The sequence below is a fragment of the Marinobacter sp. LV10R520-4 genome (genome assembly GCF_002563815.1).
Taxonomy (GTDB): Bacteria; Pseudomonadota; Gammaproteobacteria; order Pseudomonadales; family Oleiphilaceae; genus Marinobacter.
The window spans coordinates 1,495,661-1,509,199 of the sequence record NZ_PDJM01000001.1 but is presented as its reverse complement, the minus strand read 5'-3'; the positions used below and the strand labels follow the sequence as shown (position 1 = coordinate 1,509,199).

At 55.4% G+C, this 13,539-nt stretch carries 12 protein-coding genes; 7 read left to right on the top strand and 5 right to left on the bottom strand.

The window, feature by feature from the left end:
* Positions 1 to 190: 190 nt before the first annotated feature.
* A complete protein-coding gene (locus ATG98_RS07170; RefSeq protein ID WP_098420250.1) occupies positions 191 to 2,431 on the top strand; it encodes an NADP-dependent isocitrate dehydrogenase in 2,241 nt (746 codons plus the stop codon).
* A 120-nt stretch (positions 2,432 to 2,551) separates the two neighbouring features.
* Here ATG98_RS07170 and ybaK read toward each other — a convergent pair whose 3' ends face one another.
* A complete protein-coding gene (ybaK, locus tag ATG98_RS07165; protein WP_098420248.1) occupies positions 2,552 to 3,022 on the bottom strand; it encodes a Cys-tRNA(Pro) deacylase in 471 nt (156 codons plus the stop codon).
* Positions 3,023 to 3,641: 619 nt separating this feature from the next.
* On the opposite strand from ybaK, the gene ATG98_RS07160 reads away from it, so the two are divergent.
* The 3 genes from ATG98_RS07160 to ATG98_RS07150 all read left to right on the top strand — a co-directional run bounded on the left by ATG98_RS07160 (position 3,642) and on the right by ATG98_RS07150 (position 6,477).
* Positions 3,642 to 4,043 carry a PA2779 family protein gene (locus ATG98_RS07160; protein WP_098421771.1) on the top strand — a complete coding sequence of 134 codons (402 nt, stop codon included), beginning with the start codon at positions 3,642 to 3,644 and terminating at the stop codon, positions 4,041 to 4,043.
* 10 nt (positions 4,044 to 4,053) lie between these two features.
* Positions 4,054 to 5,022 (top strand): PA2778 family cysteine peptidase, encoded by a 969-nt coding sequence (locus ATG98_RS07155; RefSeq protein WP_098420246.1) that lies wholly within the window; start codon positions 4,054 to 4,056, stop codon positions 5,020 to 5,022.
* A 156-nt stretch (positions 5,023 to 5,178) separates the two neighbouring features.
* Positions 5,179 to 6,477: a serine hydrolase domain-containing protein gene (locus ATG98_RS07150; RefSeq protein WP_179888077.1), complete on the top strand. Its 1,299-nt coding sequence runs from the start codon at positions 5,179 to 5,181 to the stop codon at positions 6,475 to 6,477.
* A gap of 24 nt (positions 6,478 to 6,501) precedes the next feature.
* Here the strand turns inward: ATG98_RS07150 and ATG98_RS07145 are convergent, their stop codons facing one another.
* Both ATG98_RS07145 and ATG98_RS07140 read right to left on the bottom strand, forming a co-directional pair.
* Positions 6,502 to 6,846 (bottom strand): hypothetical protein, encoded by a 345-nt coding sequence (locus ATG98_RS07145; RefSeq protein WP_098420245.1) that lies wholly within the window; start codon positions 6,844 to 6,846, stop codon positions 6,502 to 6,504.
* Positions 6,847 to 7,141: 295 nt separating this feature from the next.
* Positions 7,142 to 7,690: a hypothetical protein gene (locus ATG98_RS07140; RefSeq protein WP_098420243.1), complete on the bottom strand. Its 549-nt coding sequence runs from the start codon at positions 7,688 to 7,690 to the stop codon at positions 7,142 to 7,144.
* Between the two features lie 79 nt (positions 7,691 to 7,769).
* Here ATG98_RS07140 and queC point away from each other — a divergent pair, with 79 nt between their 5' ends.
* Positions 7,770 to 8,438, top strand: coding sequence for a 7-cyano-7-deazaguanine synthase QueC (gene queC, locus ATG98_RS07135; protein ID WP_098420241.1), 669 nt, complete (start codon positions 7,770 to 7,772; stop codon positions 8,436 to 8,438).
* Entirely contained in the window at positions 8,438 to 9,094 is a 657-nt protein-coding gene (queE, locus tag ATG98_RS07130) for a 7-carboxy-7-deazaguanine synthase (protein ID WP_098422504.1), read from the top strand. Before queC ends, queE begins: the two co-directional genes overlap by 1 nt.
* Before the next feature lie 9 nt (positions 9,095 to 9,103).
* Here queE and ATG98_RS07125 read toward each other — a convergent pair whose 3' ends face one another.
* A complete protein-coding gene (locus ATG98_RS07125; RefSeq protein WP_228706051.1) occupies positions 9,104 to 10,873 on the bottom strand; it encodes an ExeM/NucH family extracellular endonuclease in 1,770 nt (589 codons plus the stop codon).
* Positions 10,874 to 10,894: 21 nt separating this feature from the next.
* Complete coding sequence (locus ATG98_RS07120) at positions 10,895 to 11,797, bottom strand: helix-turn-helix transcriptional regulator (RefSeq protein ID WP_098422503.1); 903 nt, start codon at positions 11,795 to 11,797, stop codon at positions 10,895 to 10,897.
* Positions 11,798 to 12,080: 283 nt separating this feature from the next.
* On the opposite strand from ATG98_RS07120, the gene ATG98_RS07115 reads away from it, so the two are divergent.
* Positions 12,081 to 13,406: an MFS transporter gene (locus ATG98_RS07115; protein WP_098420235.1), complete on the top strand. Its 1,326-nt coding sequence runs from the start codon at positions 12,081 to 12,083 to the stop codon at positions 13,404 to 13,406.
* Positions 13,407 to 13,539 lie beyond the last annotated feature (133 nt).

The following is a 13,539-nucleotide window of genomic DNA, read 5'->3' as shown; positions in this document are numbered from 1 at the left end:
GCCGGCCCCATCAAGGCGACACCACCAAAATCCGCCCTTATACTAAGATCTTAGCCGCAATTACCAAAAAAATGTTATCGTAGCAGGTCTAATAAAAGCCACCAACCAGTCACAGCCAGAGCCAGAGGTGCCCAGCACAGCTGGCGGCCGTGGCCGTCCTGAATCCACCCTTTATAGCTCGAGGACGAACATGACAGAGTCAATAACCAAAATTATCTACACACTGACCGACGAAGCGCCAGCGCTTGCCACCCGGTCACTGTTGCCAATCCTGGAAACCTACGCTAAGCCGGCCGGTATTCATTTTGAAACCAGCGATATCTCATTGGCAGCCCGCATCCTGGCCAACTTCCCGGATTACCTCGCAGAAGACCAGCGAGTGCCCGATGCCCTGGCCGAACTGGGTGAATACACCAAAGACCCCAACGCCAACATCATCAAACTGCCGAACATTTCTGCTTCTATTCCGCAGCTGCGCTCTGCCATCAAAGAGCTGAACAAGCAGGGTTATAAAGTCCCGGAATACAAAGAAAACCCGCAGACCGACGAAGAAAAAGACGCCACCTCCCGCTATGGCAAAGTACTGGGCAGCGCTGTAAACCCGGTATTGCGTGAAGGCAACTCTGACCGCCGTGCTCCGGCCGCGGTAAAAGCCTTTGCCCGCAAATACCCGCACTCTATGGGCGAGTGGAGCCCGGCATCGCGCACCCACGTAGCGCACATGAAAGGCGGCGATTTCTACTCCTCAGAGCAGTCCGTCACCCTGGACAAGGCCACCAACAGCCGCATCGTGTTCGAGAACAAGAAAGGCGAACAGACCGTGCTGAAAGCCGAACTGCCGCTGCTGGACGGCGAAGTGCTCGACGGCATGAACATGAGCAAAAAAGCGCTGTGTGCATTCTTCGAAGCGGCCATTAAAGACTGTGAAGACACCGGCGTGATGTTCTCGCTGCATGTCAAAGCCACCATGATGAAAATCTCCCACCCGATCGTGTTTGGTCACGCGGTGAAGATTTACTACAAAGAGCTGTTTGACCAGTTTGGCGACGTGTTTGACGAGATCGGCGTAAACCCGAACAACGGTTTGTCATCCGTGCTCGAGAAAATCAAGCTGCTGCCAGAGTCAAAGCAGGAAGAAATTCAGGAAACATTGCACAAAACCTACGAGCACCGCCCGGAAATCGCCATGGTGGACTCGGTCAAAGGTATCACCAATCTGCACATGCCCAGTGACATTATCGTAGACGCCTCCATGCCTGCGATGATCCGTAACTCCGGCAAGATGTGGGCCCGTGATGGTAAGCTGAAAGACACCAAGGCGGTCATGCCAGAGTCGACTTACGCCACTATCTACCAGGAAGCTATCAACTTCTGCAAAACCAACGGCGCGTTTGACCCGACCACCATGGGCACAGTGCCAAATGTGGGCCTGATGGCGCAGAAAGCCGAAGAATACGGTTCCCACGACAAAACGTTTGAAATCCAAGAAGACGGTATTGTGCGCGTAATCACTGAAGACGGCACGGTATTGACAGAGCACAACGTCGAGAAGGGCGACATCTGGCGCGCGTGCCAGACCAAAGATCTGCCCATCCGTGACTGGGTCAAACTGGCCGTTAACCGTGCCCGCGCTACCGGCATGCCGGCTGTGTTCTGGCTGGACGACGAACGCGCCCACGACGCCCAGCTGATCGAGAAGGTAAACACTTATCTGAAAGACCACGACACCGATGGCCTGGACATCCGCATCATGTCGCCAGTACGTGCTATTCGCTGGACCATGGAGCGCCTGATCCGCGGCCTGGATACCATCTCGGTAACCGGCAACGTGTTGCGTGACTACCTGACGGACCTGTTCCCGATTCTGGAGCTGGGCACCAGCGCGAAAATGCTGTCCGTCGTACCGCTGCTGAACGGCGGTGGCTTGTATGAAACCGGTGCTGGCGGTTCTGCGCCCAAGCACGTGCAACAGCTGGTTGAAGAAAACCACCTGCGCTGGGATTCACTGGGTGAGTTCCTGGCCATTGCGGTATCGCTGGACGAGCTGGGTGCAAAGCACAACAACCACCGTGCACGCCTGCTGGGCCGAACCCTGGATAAAGCGACCGAAACCCTGTTGGAAAACAACCAGTCTCCGTCGCGCTCTACCGGCGAGCTAGATAACCGTGGCAGCCACTTCCACCTGGCTCATTACTGGGCACAGGAACTGGCCGCGCAGGACGAAGACAAGGAATTGAAAACCTTCTTCGCCAAGCTGGCAGAAAAGCTGGGAGCCAACCAAGACAAGATTCTTGAAGAACTGAGAGTGATTCAAGGCAAAGCAGTAAACTTGGGTGGTTACTACCACGCGCCCGCAGGAAAAGTGAACGAAGTGATGCAGCCCAGCGCAACGCTGAACAAGCTGATGGAAGAAGCCCGCGCTTCGGTTTAACACCCTTGGTGTGGCAGCGGCCCGGTCAATAACCCGAGCCGCTGAATTGAAAAACCCGCAAAACGGTCACCGTCTTGCGGGTTTTTTTATGGGTAGAGATTTTACCCAGTCAGTCGGGCATCACTCCTGACGCAACGCCACAAAATGCCCCTGGGTGAGCGCAGCCAGATCTTCCGGTGCCAGCTCAATTTCAAGGCCTCGCCGACCGGCGCTGACATGAATCCTTTCGAACAGCTGCGCTGACTCGTCAATGAACGTCGTCAGCGGCCGTTTTTGCCCCAGCGGGCTAACCCCACCCAGAACATAACCACTGCTGCGCTGTACCTGCTGCTTGTCTGCCATACTGGCTTTTTTGCCGTTCGCTGCTTTGGCAATCAGCTTCATACTGAGCATGGCATTCACCGGTACAATGGCCACCACTAAAGTCCTGGTATCCACCGCCACTACCAGAGTCTTGAACACGCAGGCCGGATTCAGACCGAGCTTCTCAGCGGCTTCGGTGCCATAGCCAGTGCTGGCTGGGTCGTGGTGATACTGATGTACCTGGTGTTCAATGCCCGCCTCGCGGGCGACATCAATAGCAGGGGTCATGCCGCTTCCGTTATTCGATCTGTCTATTATCCAATCTGTCTGTTGTCTGATCTTTCTATTGTCAGAAATCTCTAAGATTAGAGCTCTCTATTATCAGAGCTTTTTAGTTTCCCAACACATTGGTGTCACCTTTTTTCGATTTTTTGGCCGCTTTCTTTTCTTTTGCGGTCAAAAGCGGTTTCTTTTTCTCAGCTTTTTTACTGTCTTGTCCTTTGCTCATGTCTATTGCCTCTAGCCACAACTGATTGACCCAAAATTCAGTATGGCCCCAATTACGAATAACTGGAAGTACAGAACGGGGTGCTGAAGAAAGATACGAAGTGCCGACCATCCCAAGACGCTAACCCGAAGCCCGTTGGGTTTTTTTTCAGTCAGGCCGTCCGTTCTGTGTTTGAGCGTCAACGTCTATGGCTGACCCATGACGTAGGGGTGAAGGCGCGATGATTTTCTTACCTGGTGCCGGCCATGGCAAGATTATTAATGGGGCCGGGTGCTAGTTGTGAATAACCTGATTTTAACGGAAACTGTTCCACAAGCGGCTTCACTGTCGTACTGAGTGATCCAAAAAAATACACCGAAACAATACACCGAAACAACAGAAGAACATGAGGAGCAAACCGTGCAGGCAATCAGAGGCTACACGCAATCTATTTCAGGCATTATGGCGATGGTTATGATGTTGGCGTCAATGTGGGCAATACCCGCCTCTGCCAGCATTGTCGGCACCGGCGAATTATTAACAGAGCAGCGTGCCGATATTGACCGCCAGGCCCTGATGCAGATGCTGGAGCGCGATGATGTAAAAGGTACTCTGGCCAGCATGGGTGTTGGAGAACAGGAGGTGCGTGACCGTATTCAAAGCCTAACACCTTCTGAACTGGCGGAATTCAAACAACAGCTGGCGGCGGCTCCGGCTGGTGAAGGCGTTGTCGGAATCGTCGTGCTGTTTTTGCTGGTGTTCATCATCACCGATATGCTTTGCGCCACGGATATCTTCCCGTTCGTCAGATGCCTGCGGTAATGGCTTCAGCATGTTCATTTTTTTACTGAAACCAAGCAGGCTACTTACCGCCGCACTCCTGGGAGTTCTGCTCTCAGGGTGCGCCAACGGGCCGCAGTGGCCAACCGGCTTCGCAAGCGCTGAGCTGACGAACGTGCCATTTCATCCTCAGGAACAGTATCAGTGTGGCCCAGCTTCGTTAGCGATGATGCTGAACGCACAGAATGTGAGAGCCACCCCTGATGAGTTGATCGACCGGGTGTACCTGCCAGAGCGTCAAGGAGCGTTGCAGGTTGAAATGGTCGCCGCTGCACGCCAATACGGCATGCTGGTGTATCCGCTGGAGCCCGACTTAACCAGCGTATTATCCGAAGTGAGCGAAGGCCACCCGGTACTGGTGCTGCAAAACCTGCGGTTCAACTGGTGGCCGCAGTGGCACTTTGCTGTTGTTATCGGTTTTGACAGTGCCCAGGAAGCGTTGATTCTTCACACCGGAACGGAACAGGGCTACCGGCAGAACGTCTCCGTTTTCATGGCGACCTGGAACCGCTCAGGCCGGTGGGCGCGAGTAATAGTGCCGCCGGGCCAAATCCCAATAACCGCACAGCCGTTGCCTTACCTGATGGCCGCCCACGATCTGGAAACCACACAGCAACCTGTTGCAGCGCAATCTGCTTATTTGGCCGCCGCAAAAGCCTGGCCGGATCAGCCCGCTGCGTTATTGGGGCTGGGCAACATTGCCTATCAGCAAGGCCGGTGGGCCGCGGCAGCCGAACACTATCAGGCCATGACCTATCGGTTTCCAGACATTGCATCGGGTTGGAACAACCTCGCCGAAGCGAGGCTGAAGCAAGGTTGTACCGAGGCGGCTGAGGCGGCCTCGACCACCGCGAAGCGGCTGGCCCCAGACCGTTTTTTTGTGATCACCCCGGAATCGTCGGCCCCCAAGTCATCGGATGTCAGCATGACCCGCGATTGCTCGGCACCGTCAGCGTATTAAAAGAAGTTTCACGCTTCGGGTTGTGCACCAGGATTCTTTTGCGCAGCGCCATCTGCTCAGTCGTAATAATTGGTGTATTTTGGGCTAGGCCGTATAACAATTTAATCCACGCGATAAGCGCGCAGCTGCGGCGCCGTGCCCTCATGGAGAAATAACATGCTCAGCCCCATCAACGCACTCACTCGCCGCGCCCTTCACACGTGCAGAGTGCCCAAGGATCTTGCCAGCGTTACCTGCCGTGATACGGCCGGGGAAAATCCTGTGTCTGTAGGGTTGCGACCAGAGTCGGTGGAGCAGGTATGGCGCAGTGTCGAGAGCCTCTACCGTACCGGCGTGCATCCGGGTATCCAGATTTCATTGCGTCACCGGGGCGAGTCGGTGCTGCACCGCGCTATCGGTCATGCCCGCGGTAACGGCCCGGACGACAGCGTTGATACGCCGCGGGTAGCGATGACCACAGACACACCCGTCTGTTATTTCTCTGCGTCGAAAGCGGTGACGGCTTTTTTGATTCACTTGCTGGCTGAACAAAGGTTGGTCAATTTGATGGACCCGGTGGCTTATTATTGCCCGGAATTTGCCCATAACGGCAAGCGCACCATCACCCTGCACCAGATACTGTCCCATCGCGGCGGTATTCCGGCGATTCCCGGTGACACGCCACCCGAGGTGCTGTGGAATCCGGAAGAAGTCTGGCGCCTACTGTGTGAGGAACGGGCGATGCAGGTAGACGGTTCAAAAGTCTTCTATCACGCTATTACCGGCGGATTTGTGCTGCAGCGGGTTCTGGAAACCGTGACCGGCCTGACAATACAGCAGTATCTGGACCGTTATATTCGCAAGCCCATGGAGATGACCTGGTTTACCTATGGCGTTGCAGCGGCGGATTTGACCGTACCGGCGGCTAACTACGCCACGGGCCCGCGGCCTACCTGGCCGGTGTCGCGGGTTGTAAAGCGAGCCCTGGGCGGCGATATCAAATCGGTGGAAGCGGTGACCAATGACCCCCGCTTCCAGCAGGCGGTGATACCTGCCGGCAACTTGTACGGTACCGCCGAGGAAATGGGGCGGTTTTTCCAGATGATGCTCAATGGTGGCGTGTGGAATGGCAAGCGTATCTGCAGCGAGATTACGGTACAGCGCGCAATCCAGCAGTTCGGATCGCTACAACTCGATCGCATCCTGATGCTGCCTATGCGCTTCAGTGCCGGGATGATGCTGGGGGGCGATCCGGTCGGGGTATGGGGGCCAAACAGCCGTTATGCGTTTGGCCACGTGGGGCTCATCAACAAGTTTTGCTGGGCAGATTCGGCGCGGGATATTTCAGTCAGCCTGCTGACCACCGGATTCCCGATTGTGGGCCATCATTTACCGGCGCTGGGAAAATTTCTGTACAAGGTCAGCACAGCGTTTCCGCAATTGCCTGAAGGCCAGCGGGTGCACGTTGGCGTGTAATTTACAGCTGTTTCAGACAGCGTTCTAGAGCGTGCGCAGCTGGTCTTCCAGAATGCCCAGTACAGAAGAAAGAATGTCGCGAAAGTCGGTCAGGGTCTGGGTGCGCTGAATGATCAGTTCGCGGGCTTCGTCCAGGCTCTCGAGTTTTGGCACTATGCGGCGGATGCCCTCGGTGATCACTTCGTAGGGGTAGTGGTGGTCCTGAACGCTGAGTTTGTTCAGCTCGGCCACTTCCTGGCTGAAAATGCTGATGATGTCGTAGAGCATGTCTTTGTGTTCGATACAGCTGGCTTCCCAATAGGCGTCATCGAGCAGTTCCAGTAACGACTGGTATTCGCGCAGGGTATCGGTAACAGAGGTTTGCGGCATGGCTCGGGCTCGGCAAGGGTGATGAATCAGAACACAACCATAGGATTATAGCAGTGGCTGCCGGGCCAAGGGCGTAAATCATAACCCGTCCTGGCGTGAACTAATGAGTGGCCAGACCGGATTAAGAATCTGCTCTTGCAGCTTGTGGCAAACCCTTACAGACGACACTCTGGCCCGCGATCATAATTAGCTTAGTCATGTTTTTACGTTGTGCTATCCACCATGCCGTTTATCGGGTATTGGGCGGATCTCTCCTTTTATACGCAGCCTTAGGGCTGCGTTTTTTTTTGGAGTGTTAGCGGCTAAGCCGTTGCCAGGTGTGCGATAGAATCAGGGCATCGTTTTCGGCCCGGTGCACCGGCAAACCCAGTTCGCTGATAACGTGTTGGCGGGCATCGGGCCACAGCTTAACCTGCCGCCTGTTGAGTAGCACCGACACGGATTCCAGCTGAAACTCCGGTTCTATGGCGGCCGCGCGAAATAACCGGTGCAGCCAGAAACTATCGAAGGTGAAGGCATCACAGAACACCTGTTCCGGCAGCAAGCGATTTAGCGCACGCGCTACGGTTACCACATCTTCGCCGTTCTGGGTCAGTTCATCGCGTTCAATACCGTGAATTTGCTCTGCGCTCTCTGACCAGTCCAGCCAGGACTCACAGGGTTTTATCAGCCAGCTATGCAGGTATTTACCGTTAAGGCACAGGCCAGCCTCAATAGGATAGCTTGAGATAAGATCAAGGCTGGACGCTTCGAAATCAATAAAGGCCGGAATCTGGTTACTTATAACGTCACCTGTTATAGCTGGGATGCATTTAAAAACGAGTTTACCTTGCCGCCGGTGCATGTGCGAACCCAAACTGCCGGCACGCTGTTACAATAAAGCACATCAAAGCACATCGACCGCCCACCTAACGGACGCCTGAATGACTGACACCGTGGTTGTAATTTATTCCGGAGGCATGGACTCCTTCACTTTATTGCACAAGGCACGTGCTGACGGCTTGAACGTTCATGCCATATCTTTCAACTACGGCCAGCGCCATGTGCGCGAACTGGACTGTGCCCGAGAGGTTTGTCAGCAGCTGGGCGTACCACACAAGGTGATTGATATTCGCGCCATGAGCGACGTGATGGCAGGCTCCGCGCTAACGTCTGAAACTATTAACGTGCCCGAGGGGGATTACCAGGAAGATTCTATGAAATCTACCGTGGTGCCCAATCGCAATATGATCTTGCTGGCATTGGCCACCGGCTATGCCGTCACCGTAGAAGCCAGCGCAGTCTGGTTCGGTGCCCATGGTGGCGACCACGCGATTTACCCGGATTGCCGTCCCGAGTTTGTGGAAAAAATGGACGCCGTGTGCAAAGTTGCGAACTACCAGCCGGTAGCAGTGGAGGCTCCGTTCATGCGCTTCACCAAAGCAGACATTCTAGCCCTCGGTTTACAGCTGAACCTGGATTACAGCCATACCTGGACCTGTTACAACGGCCGTAGCAAAGCCTGTGGCCGTTGCAGTTCCTGTGTCGAACGCCTGCAGGCGTTTGCCGAGCATCAGCAGCAAGACCCCATTGCCTACGAGGCGCACCATTGATGTACCGGGTCAAAGAAGCCTTTTATACCTTGCAGGGCGAAGGTGCCCAGGCTGGTCGAGCAGCGGTTTTTTGCCGCTTCAGTAAATGCAATTTGTGGACCGGCCGGGAAAAAGACCGTGCCACCGCGGTGTGTGATTTTTGTGACACCGACTTTGTGGGTACCGACGGCCAGAATGGCGGCGTTTTTGCTACGCCTGAGGCCTTGGCCGCGCACATTGCGGGGTTGTGGCCTGCAGCACCCGGCAAGCCCTATGTGGTGTGCACCGGCGGCGAGCCGCTGCTGCAGCTAGATGCTCCATTGATTAATGCCCTGCACCAGGCCGGATTTGAAATTGGCGTAGAAACCAATGGCACCTTGCCGGCGCCCGCCGGCATTGACTGGCTGTGCGTGAGCCCCAAAGCCAATGCCCCAGTGATCATTGAACGCTGCAACGAGCTCAAGTTGGTGTACCCGCAGCAAAAGGCCCTGCCCGAGCGCTTTTTGCACATACAGGCCGAGCATTTCTTTTTATCGCCCATGGCCTCGCCGTCGGTGCCGGAAACCAGCACGGATGTAATCAAGCAGAGTAATACCCGTAAAGCGACCGATTACTGCCTGGCGAATCCACGCTGGCGCCTGACGTTGCAGATGCACAAAATTATCGGTATTGATTGAGCGCTGACTTTACAGCTTCATATCGGTAATCAACGGGTTGTGATCGGAAGAACGCCAAGGTTGCGGGCTTGAATGGCTGCGGTAATCCACCATTCGGGGTTGATCCGCGTTGATATTCCAGACCCTTGCCGATAGCACCCGTGGTTTTAACGCCGCGGATGCCAAGGCGTGATCCAGAGACCCCCGAGCCCCTTTAAAGCGATAGCTGTAATGTTCACAGCGCACCGGCGTGCACGGGTGGAAGTGCGCGACCATGTTGGTGTAACCAGCGCGGGCCAGTTCGCTGATGGGCTGCTCTTTGCTGTAGCTGTTGAAATCACCGGTGATCAGGGTGCCCGCTGAGGCGTTACTGTTGTCTAGTTGACCCAATTGCTGATGCAGTGCGTTTGCCTGCTTTACCCTCGCCCCGTTGTAGCAACCCTGTCCATCGTTCTGTTGGGCGTTTTCTCCACGGGCGTTACGGCAAGATTTTGATTTCAGATGTACGCTCACCAACCTGAACGGAAGGCCTCCGCTTTTCAGTACAAAACGCTGGGTTAGCGCGGGGCGGCCGCCAGCAGACAGATACTGTGCTGGCCCAAGCGCCTTCACCCGATCTTCGCGGTACAGCAAACCGTCGCGGATGGCGTCTTTTTGCGCAGCCGGGTTAACTGGCGCAATGAAACGCCATTGCGGTCCAAGGCTGGCGGCTAGCTGGGCGATGGCGCTGTGACTGCCGTAGCCATCGTTTTCCAGTTCAGACAGCGCCAGCAGATCGGCACCGGCCTGATTCAGGCCCGCGCTTAAACGTTGCAGCTGGCGCTGGTACTGGGCCAGTGTTTTTGCCCCGCGTTTGGTTGGAAAACCCTGGCCGCGGCCATCACCGTTGAACAGGTTGTTCAGGTTCAGGGTCATAACCCGCAGATTCGAGCCGGTTGGCTTTGCCGGGGCCGGCTCGGGTAGCGACGGAGGTTCCAGGCTGGGCACCTGATCGGGTTGAAGGCGCCAGGCGCCGTAGCGGTAGTCCAACACGCCGGTCAGGCCGTGAACCTGGGTGCCGGCCACCAGACTGGAAGCGGCTGAACCCGGCTGTGTGGCGTTGTAGGCTGGCAGCCAGTTCAGTGAGGGCGGGTTGCGTCGAGCGTGGCCATCATCGAGAACCAGTGTGTTCATGGAAGTCAGCCTGGCGTGGCGCAGGGCAGCTGTTCCGGGAGCCATGAACTCGGTAGATATCAAGGGGTCTTTGGCTGCCAACGATACGTTACCAAAGCGCGTTAGCTGATGGCTGTCGGTAATCTTGAGCGGGCCGTTAATGCGGACGCGCATGTTTTCCAGGCTTTCAGGCGCCCTTGTCCAAGGCAAAGACACCTCCACCGGAGCTGGGAGTGCCTGGGTGCCGCACACCTGTAAATCACTTACCGCCACCAGCTCTGTCAGCCCATAGTGTTCCTTAACCTTACCGGTAACGCGCAGCCGTTGGCCCGAGCTGCCCCCTTTATGACGGGTATATACAAACAGTGCGGAAGAGCGAGTAGAGTCCGCAGGCGTATTCGCCTGCTGCAGGTAAAACCCGGAAAAGCCGCCGGCCTGGCGTGAGTCCTGGGTTAATACGCCTTCAACGGTAACGGTTTGACCCACCAGCGCCGAGGTGTCTGTATTACCTTGAACCTCAGTAATGACTGTTGCAGATTGGCCACAGGAACTCGCTGCTGCCAGCGCTGGGAGTACCAACACCGAACAGCAGAGTAAGCGGATGAGAATCGATCCGGAAGGTGTGATCACGCCCGGAACGTATGACACATTCGAGCGCTTAACTTAACCTTAACCACAGGCGGCGATGGTTTTAAGTGCCTGCTCGCGTTTGCTACCAAAGCCCAGACTGTCCGGGTTGATCAGTTCCAGCTGTTGCACCAGTGGGTCAGGGTGCTGGGTGTTTACGGTGATGCCCAGCTGCGCCAGAACATAGGGCGCCAGTGCCGCGCGGCTTGTTACCGTCAATTTGCCGTATTGCATGTCGTAATCGTTGGCAATAATAAGCTGCTGCGGCGGGGACAGGCGCTGGTCCGGCGCCACTTCTAATGTAACCTCACGGTTCCAGTCGTCGTCTTGGGAAACGCCGTGGCGAACTTTCTGGCGTAGCAGTTCAGGAACGCTGCGTAGACGGCTGATGGCAAAGTCGCGGAATTCGCGATTGGCATCACACCAGGCGCGAACATGCCATTGATTACCTGCGCACACCATCGTATGCGGTTCCAATACGCTGTGAACCGCTTCCGGGCGGCTGAGAGATACGTAGCTGGCTCGCAGTTGTCGGCCACCGCGAATAGCGCTGACCACGGCGCGCATGGTGGCTGGGTCAATCACCCGCCCGGGGCTTGAAACCGAATGGCTGCCGGGTAGCCGCACTTCCAGCGAGGCAAACACACTGCTGAGCTGTTGCTGGCTGGCCACCAGGTCCTGGTATTCGCAGATTTCGCCGCGGGTAACCACCGGCTTGAAATTGCTGGCTGGCACGTAGCCTTTCAAGTGGCGGTCGTATTCCAAATTACCAGGCGCTAATTCACGCAGGTAGGTGTTAATGTCTTTGGATGCTTGCTGGCGGCCAATGCCGAAACTGTAACAAATGTGGTTGGTTGTCAGCCGACCTTCCCACAACGCAACGGCTTCAATCAGGCGGTATCGAACCAACAAATCCCAACGGATGGGCCATTCTGTTTTTTTCATAACGATGAACTCATCAATTGTGCGTAAGTTTATTATGGTACATTTTCGCAATCATGTGATCTGTTACGGCGCATTAATGTAAAAAATTGTAAAATCCCGTCTCCTCGCTGGCTAAAACACCAGGTAACACCTAGTAACAGCGGCAAGTGCCTAGTGCATTGGCGATGTTGCTGCTGGTTTAATGGCGGCGCTCGAAAAGCTTTGCAGTTTTACCGGAAAACACCTGTTGCTGCGATCACCAACATCACAATCTGTCTTCACCTGGTAATTCCGGAGTTCCGCCATGACCCGAATGGTCGCCTCATTATTTGCGCTGCTTTTTAGCATTGTGCTTTTGAACGGCGGAAACGCGTTTTTGATGACGTTGCTGGGTGTTCGCCTGAGCATTGAGGGTGTGGCGCCGGATACCATTGGTACGGTTTTGGTGTGCTACTCCATCGGCTTTGTACTGGGCACTTTGTTTGTGCAAAAAGTGGTATCGCGGGTAGGGCATATTCGGGCCTTTGCGGTGTTTGCGACCATCGCCGCGGTGGCATCGTTGCTGTATCCCATGGCCGTTGACATGGTTTTCTGGGCAATTTTGCGAGCGGTTTCGGGGTTCAGTATGGCTGGCGTTCTGGTGGTCATCGAAAGCTGGTTTTCCAGCCGCGCGACCAACGCCAATCGCAGTACCCTGTTTGCGGTGTATCAGGTGGTGTATTTGCTGGCGGCTGTTGGTGGCCAGTTATTGATCAATGTGGGCAATCCCGCAGATTACGTGCCTTACTCCCTGGCTGCGATTTTGTTAGTGCTGGCCCTGGTGCCCCTGGCAATGACGCGAATGGAGGCGCCAGAAATTGCGCCTTCACCGAGACTCTCGGTGTTTACTTTGGCGCGCGAGTCGTTCACCGGCGTAGCCGGAGCCGTGATGGCCGGCATACTGATTGGCAGTTTTTATGCATTGGGGCCGGTTTACGCCACCCTGGTGGGTCTGGATGTAAGCCAGACCGCCAACTTCATGGCCAGCGCTATTCTTGCCGCCATGCTTCTGGCCTGGCCGATTGGGATTTTGTGCGATCGCTTTGACCGCCGTCGAATCATGTTCTGGATATCGGTACTGGCGGCCATTGCTGCGCTGGTGGTCAGTATGTTGGGTAGCCATCAGTTACTGGCACTAACGCTGGCGGTGGCTGTATTTACAGGCCTGTCTGCAAGCATCTATCCGGTAGCCGTGGCGATCACCAATGACCGTATGGAAAGTTCTCGCATTGTTGCCGCCAGTGCTACGTTGCTGCTTAGTTATGGCATTGGCAGCGTTATCGGACCTGTAGTGCTGTCTAAACTGATACAGCTTTTGGGCCCACAGGGCCTGTTTTATGGCTATGCCGCTGCGCTGACTGTGCTGGCCGCGGCGACCAGTTATCGCATTACTCACACCGAGGACATCCGGGTGGAGGATCAGGAACACTTTGTGCCGGCTATGCCCGAAACGTCTATGGTTTTGGCCGAAATGGATCCCCGCAACGCGGAGTTTACCGATTCGCCAGAGGTCGTAGTGGATGCGGCAAACGGCGAACCGGATGAAAGCTCAATAGCCAAAGATAGCCTCCAGAATGCGCCTGCCCGCTAAAAAGGCGGGCGCTGCGGTTTCCCTGCTTTCAAATATTGCTTACTATTGCAAACTTGTATTTAAGCGCATGGTTAGCATGCTATTATCGAATTTTTCATAAAGTAAGGTTCTGGCATTGTTAGCTCTGCGGCTT

Coding starts and splice junctions, on each gene's coding strand:
- ATG98_RS07155 (WP_098420246.1), top strand. CDS start 4,054: ATGTTCATTTTTTTACTGAAACCAAGCAGGCTACTTACCGCCGCACTC.
- ATG98_RS07120 (WP_098422503.1), bottom strand. CDS start 11,797: ATGAAAAAAACAGAATGGCCCATCCGTTGGGATTTGTTGGTTCGATAC.
- queE (WP_098422504.1), top strand. CDS start 8,438: ATGTACCGGGTCAAAGAAGCCTTTTATACCTTGCAGGGCGAAGGTGCC.
- ATG98_RS07170 (WP_098420250.1), top strand. CDS start 191: ATGACAGAGTCAATAACCAAAATTATCTACACACTGACCGACGAAGCG.
- ATG98_RS07140 (WP_098420243.1), bottom strand. CDS start 7,690: ATGCACCGGCGGCAAGGTAAACTCGTTTTTAAATGCATCCCAGCTATA.
- queC (WP_098420241.1), top strand. CDS start 7,770: ATGACTGACACCGTGGTTGTAATTTATTCCGGAGGCATGGACTCCTTC.
- ATG98_RS07115 (WP_098420235.1), top strand. CDS start 12,081: ATGACCCGAATGGTCGCCTCATTATTTGCGCTGCTTTTTAGCATTGTG.
- ATG98_RS07145 (WP_098420245.1), bottom strand. CDS start 6,846: ATGCCGCAAACCTCTGTTACCGATACCCTGCGCGAATACCAGTCGTTA.
- ATG98_RS07150 (WP_179888077.1), top strand. CDS start 5,179: ATGCTCAGCCCCATCAACGCACTCACTCGCCGCGCCCTTCACACGTGC.
- ybaK (WP_098420248.1), bottom strand. CDS start 3,022: ATGACCCCTGCTATTGATGTCGCCCGCGAGGCGGGCATTGAACACCAG.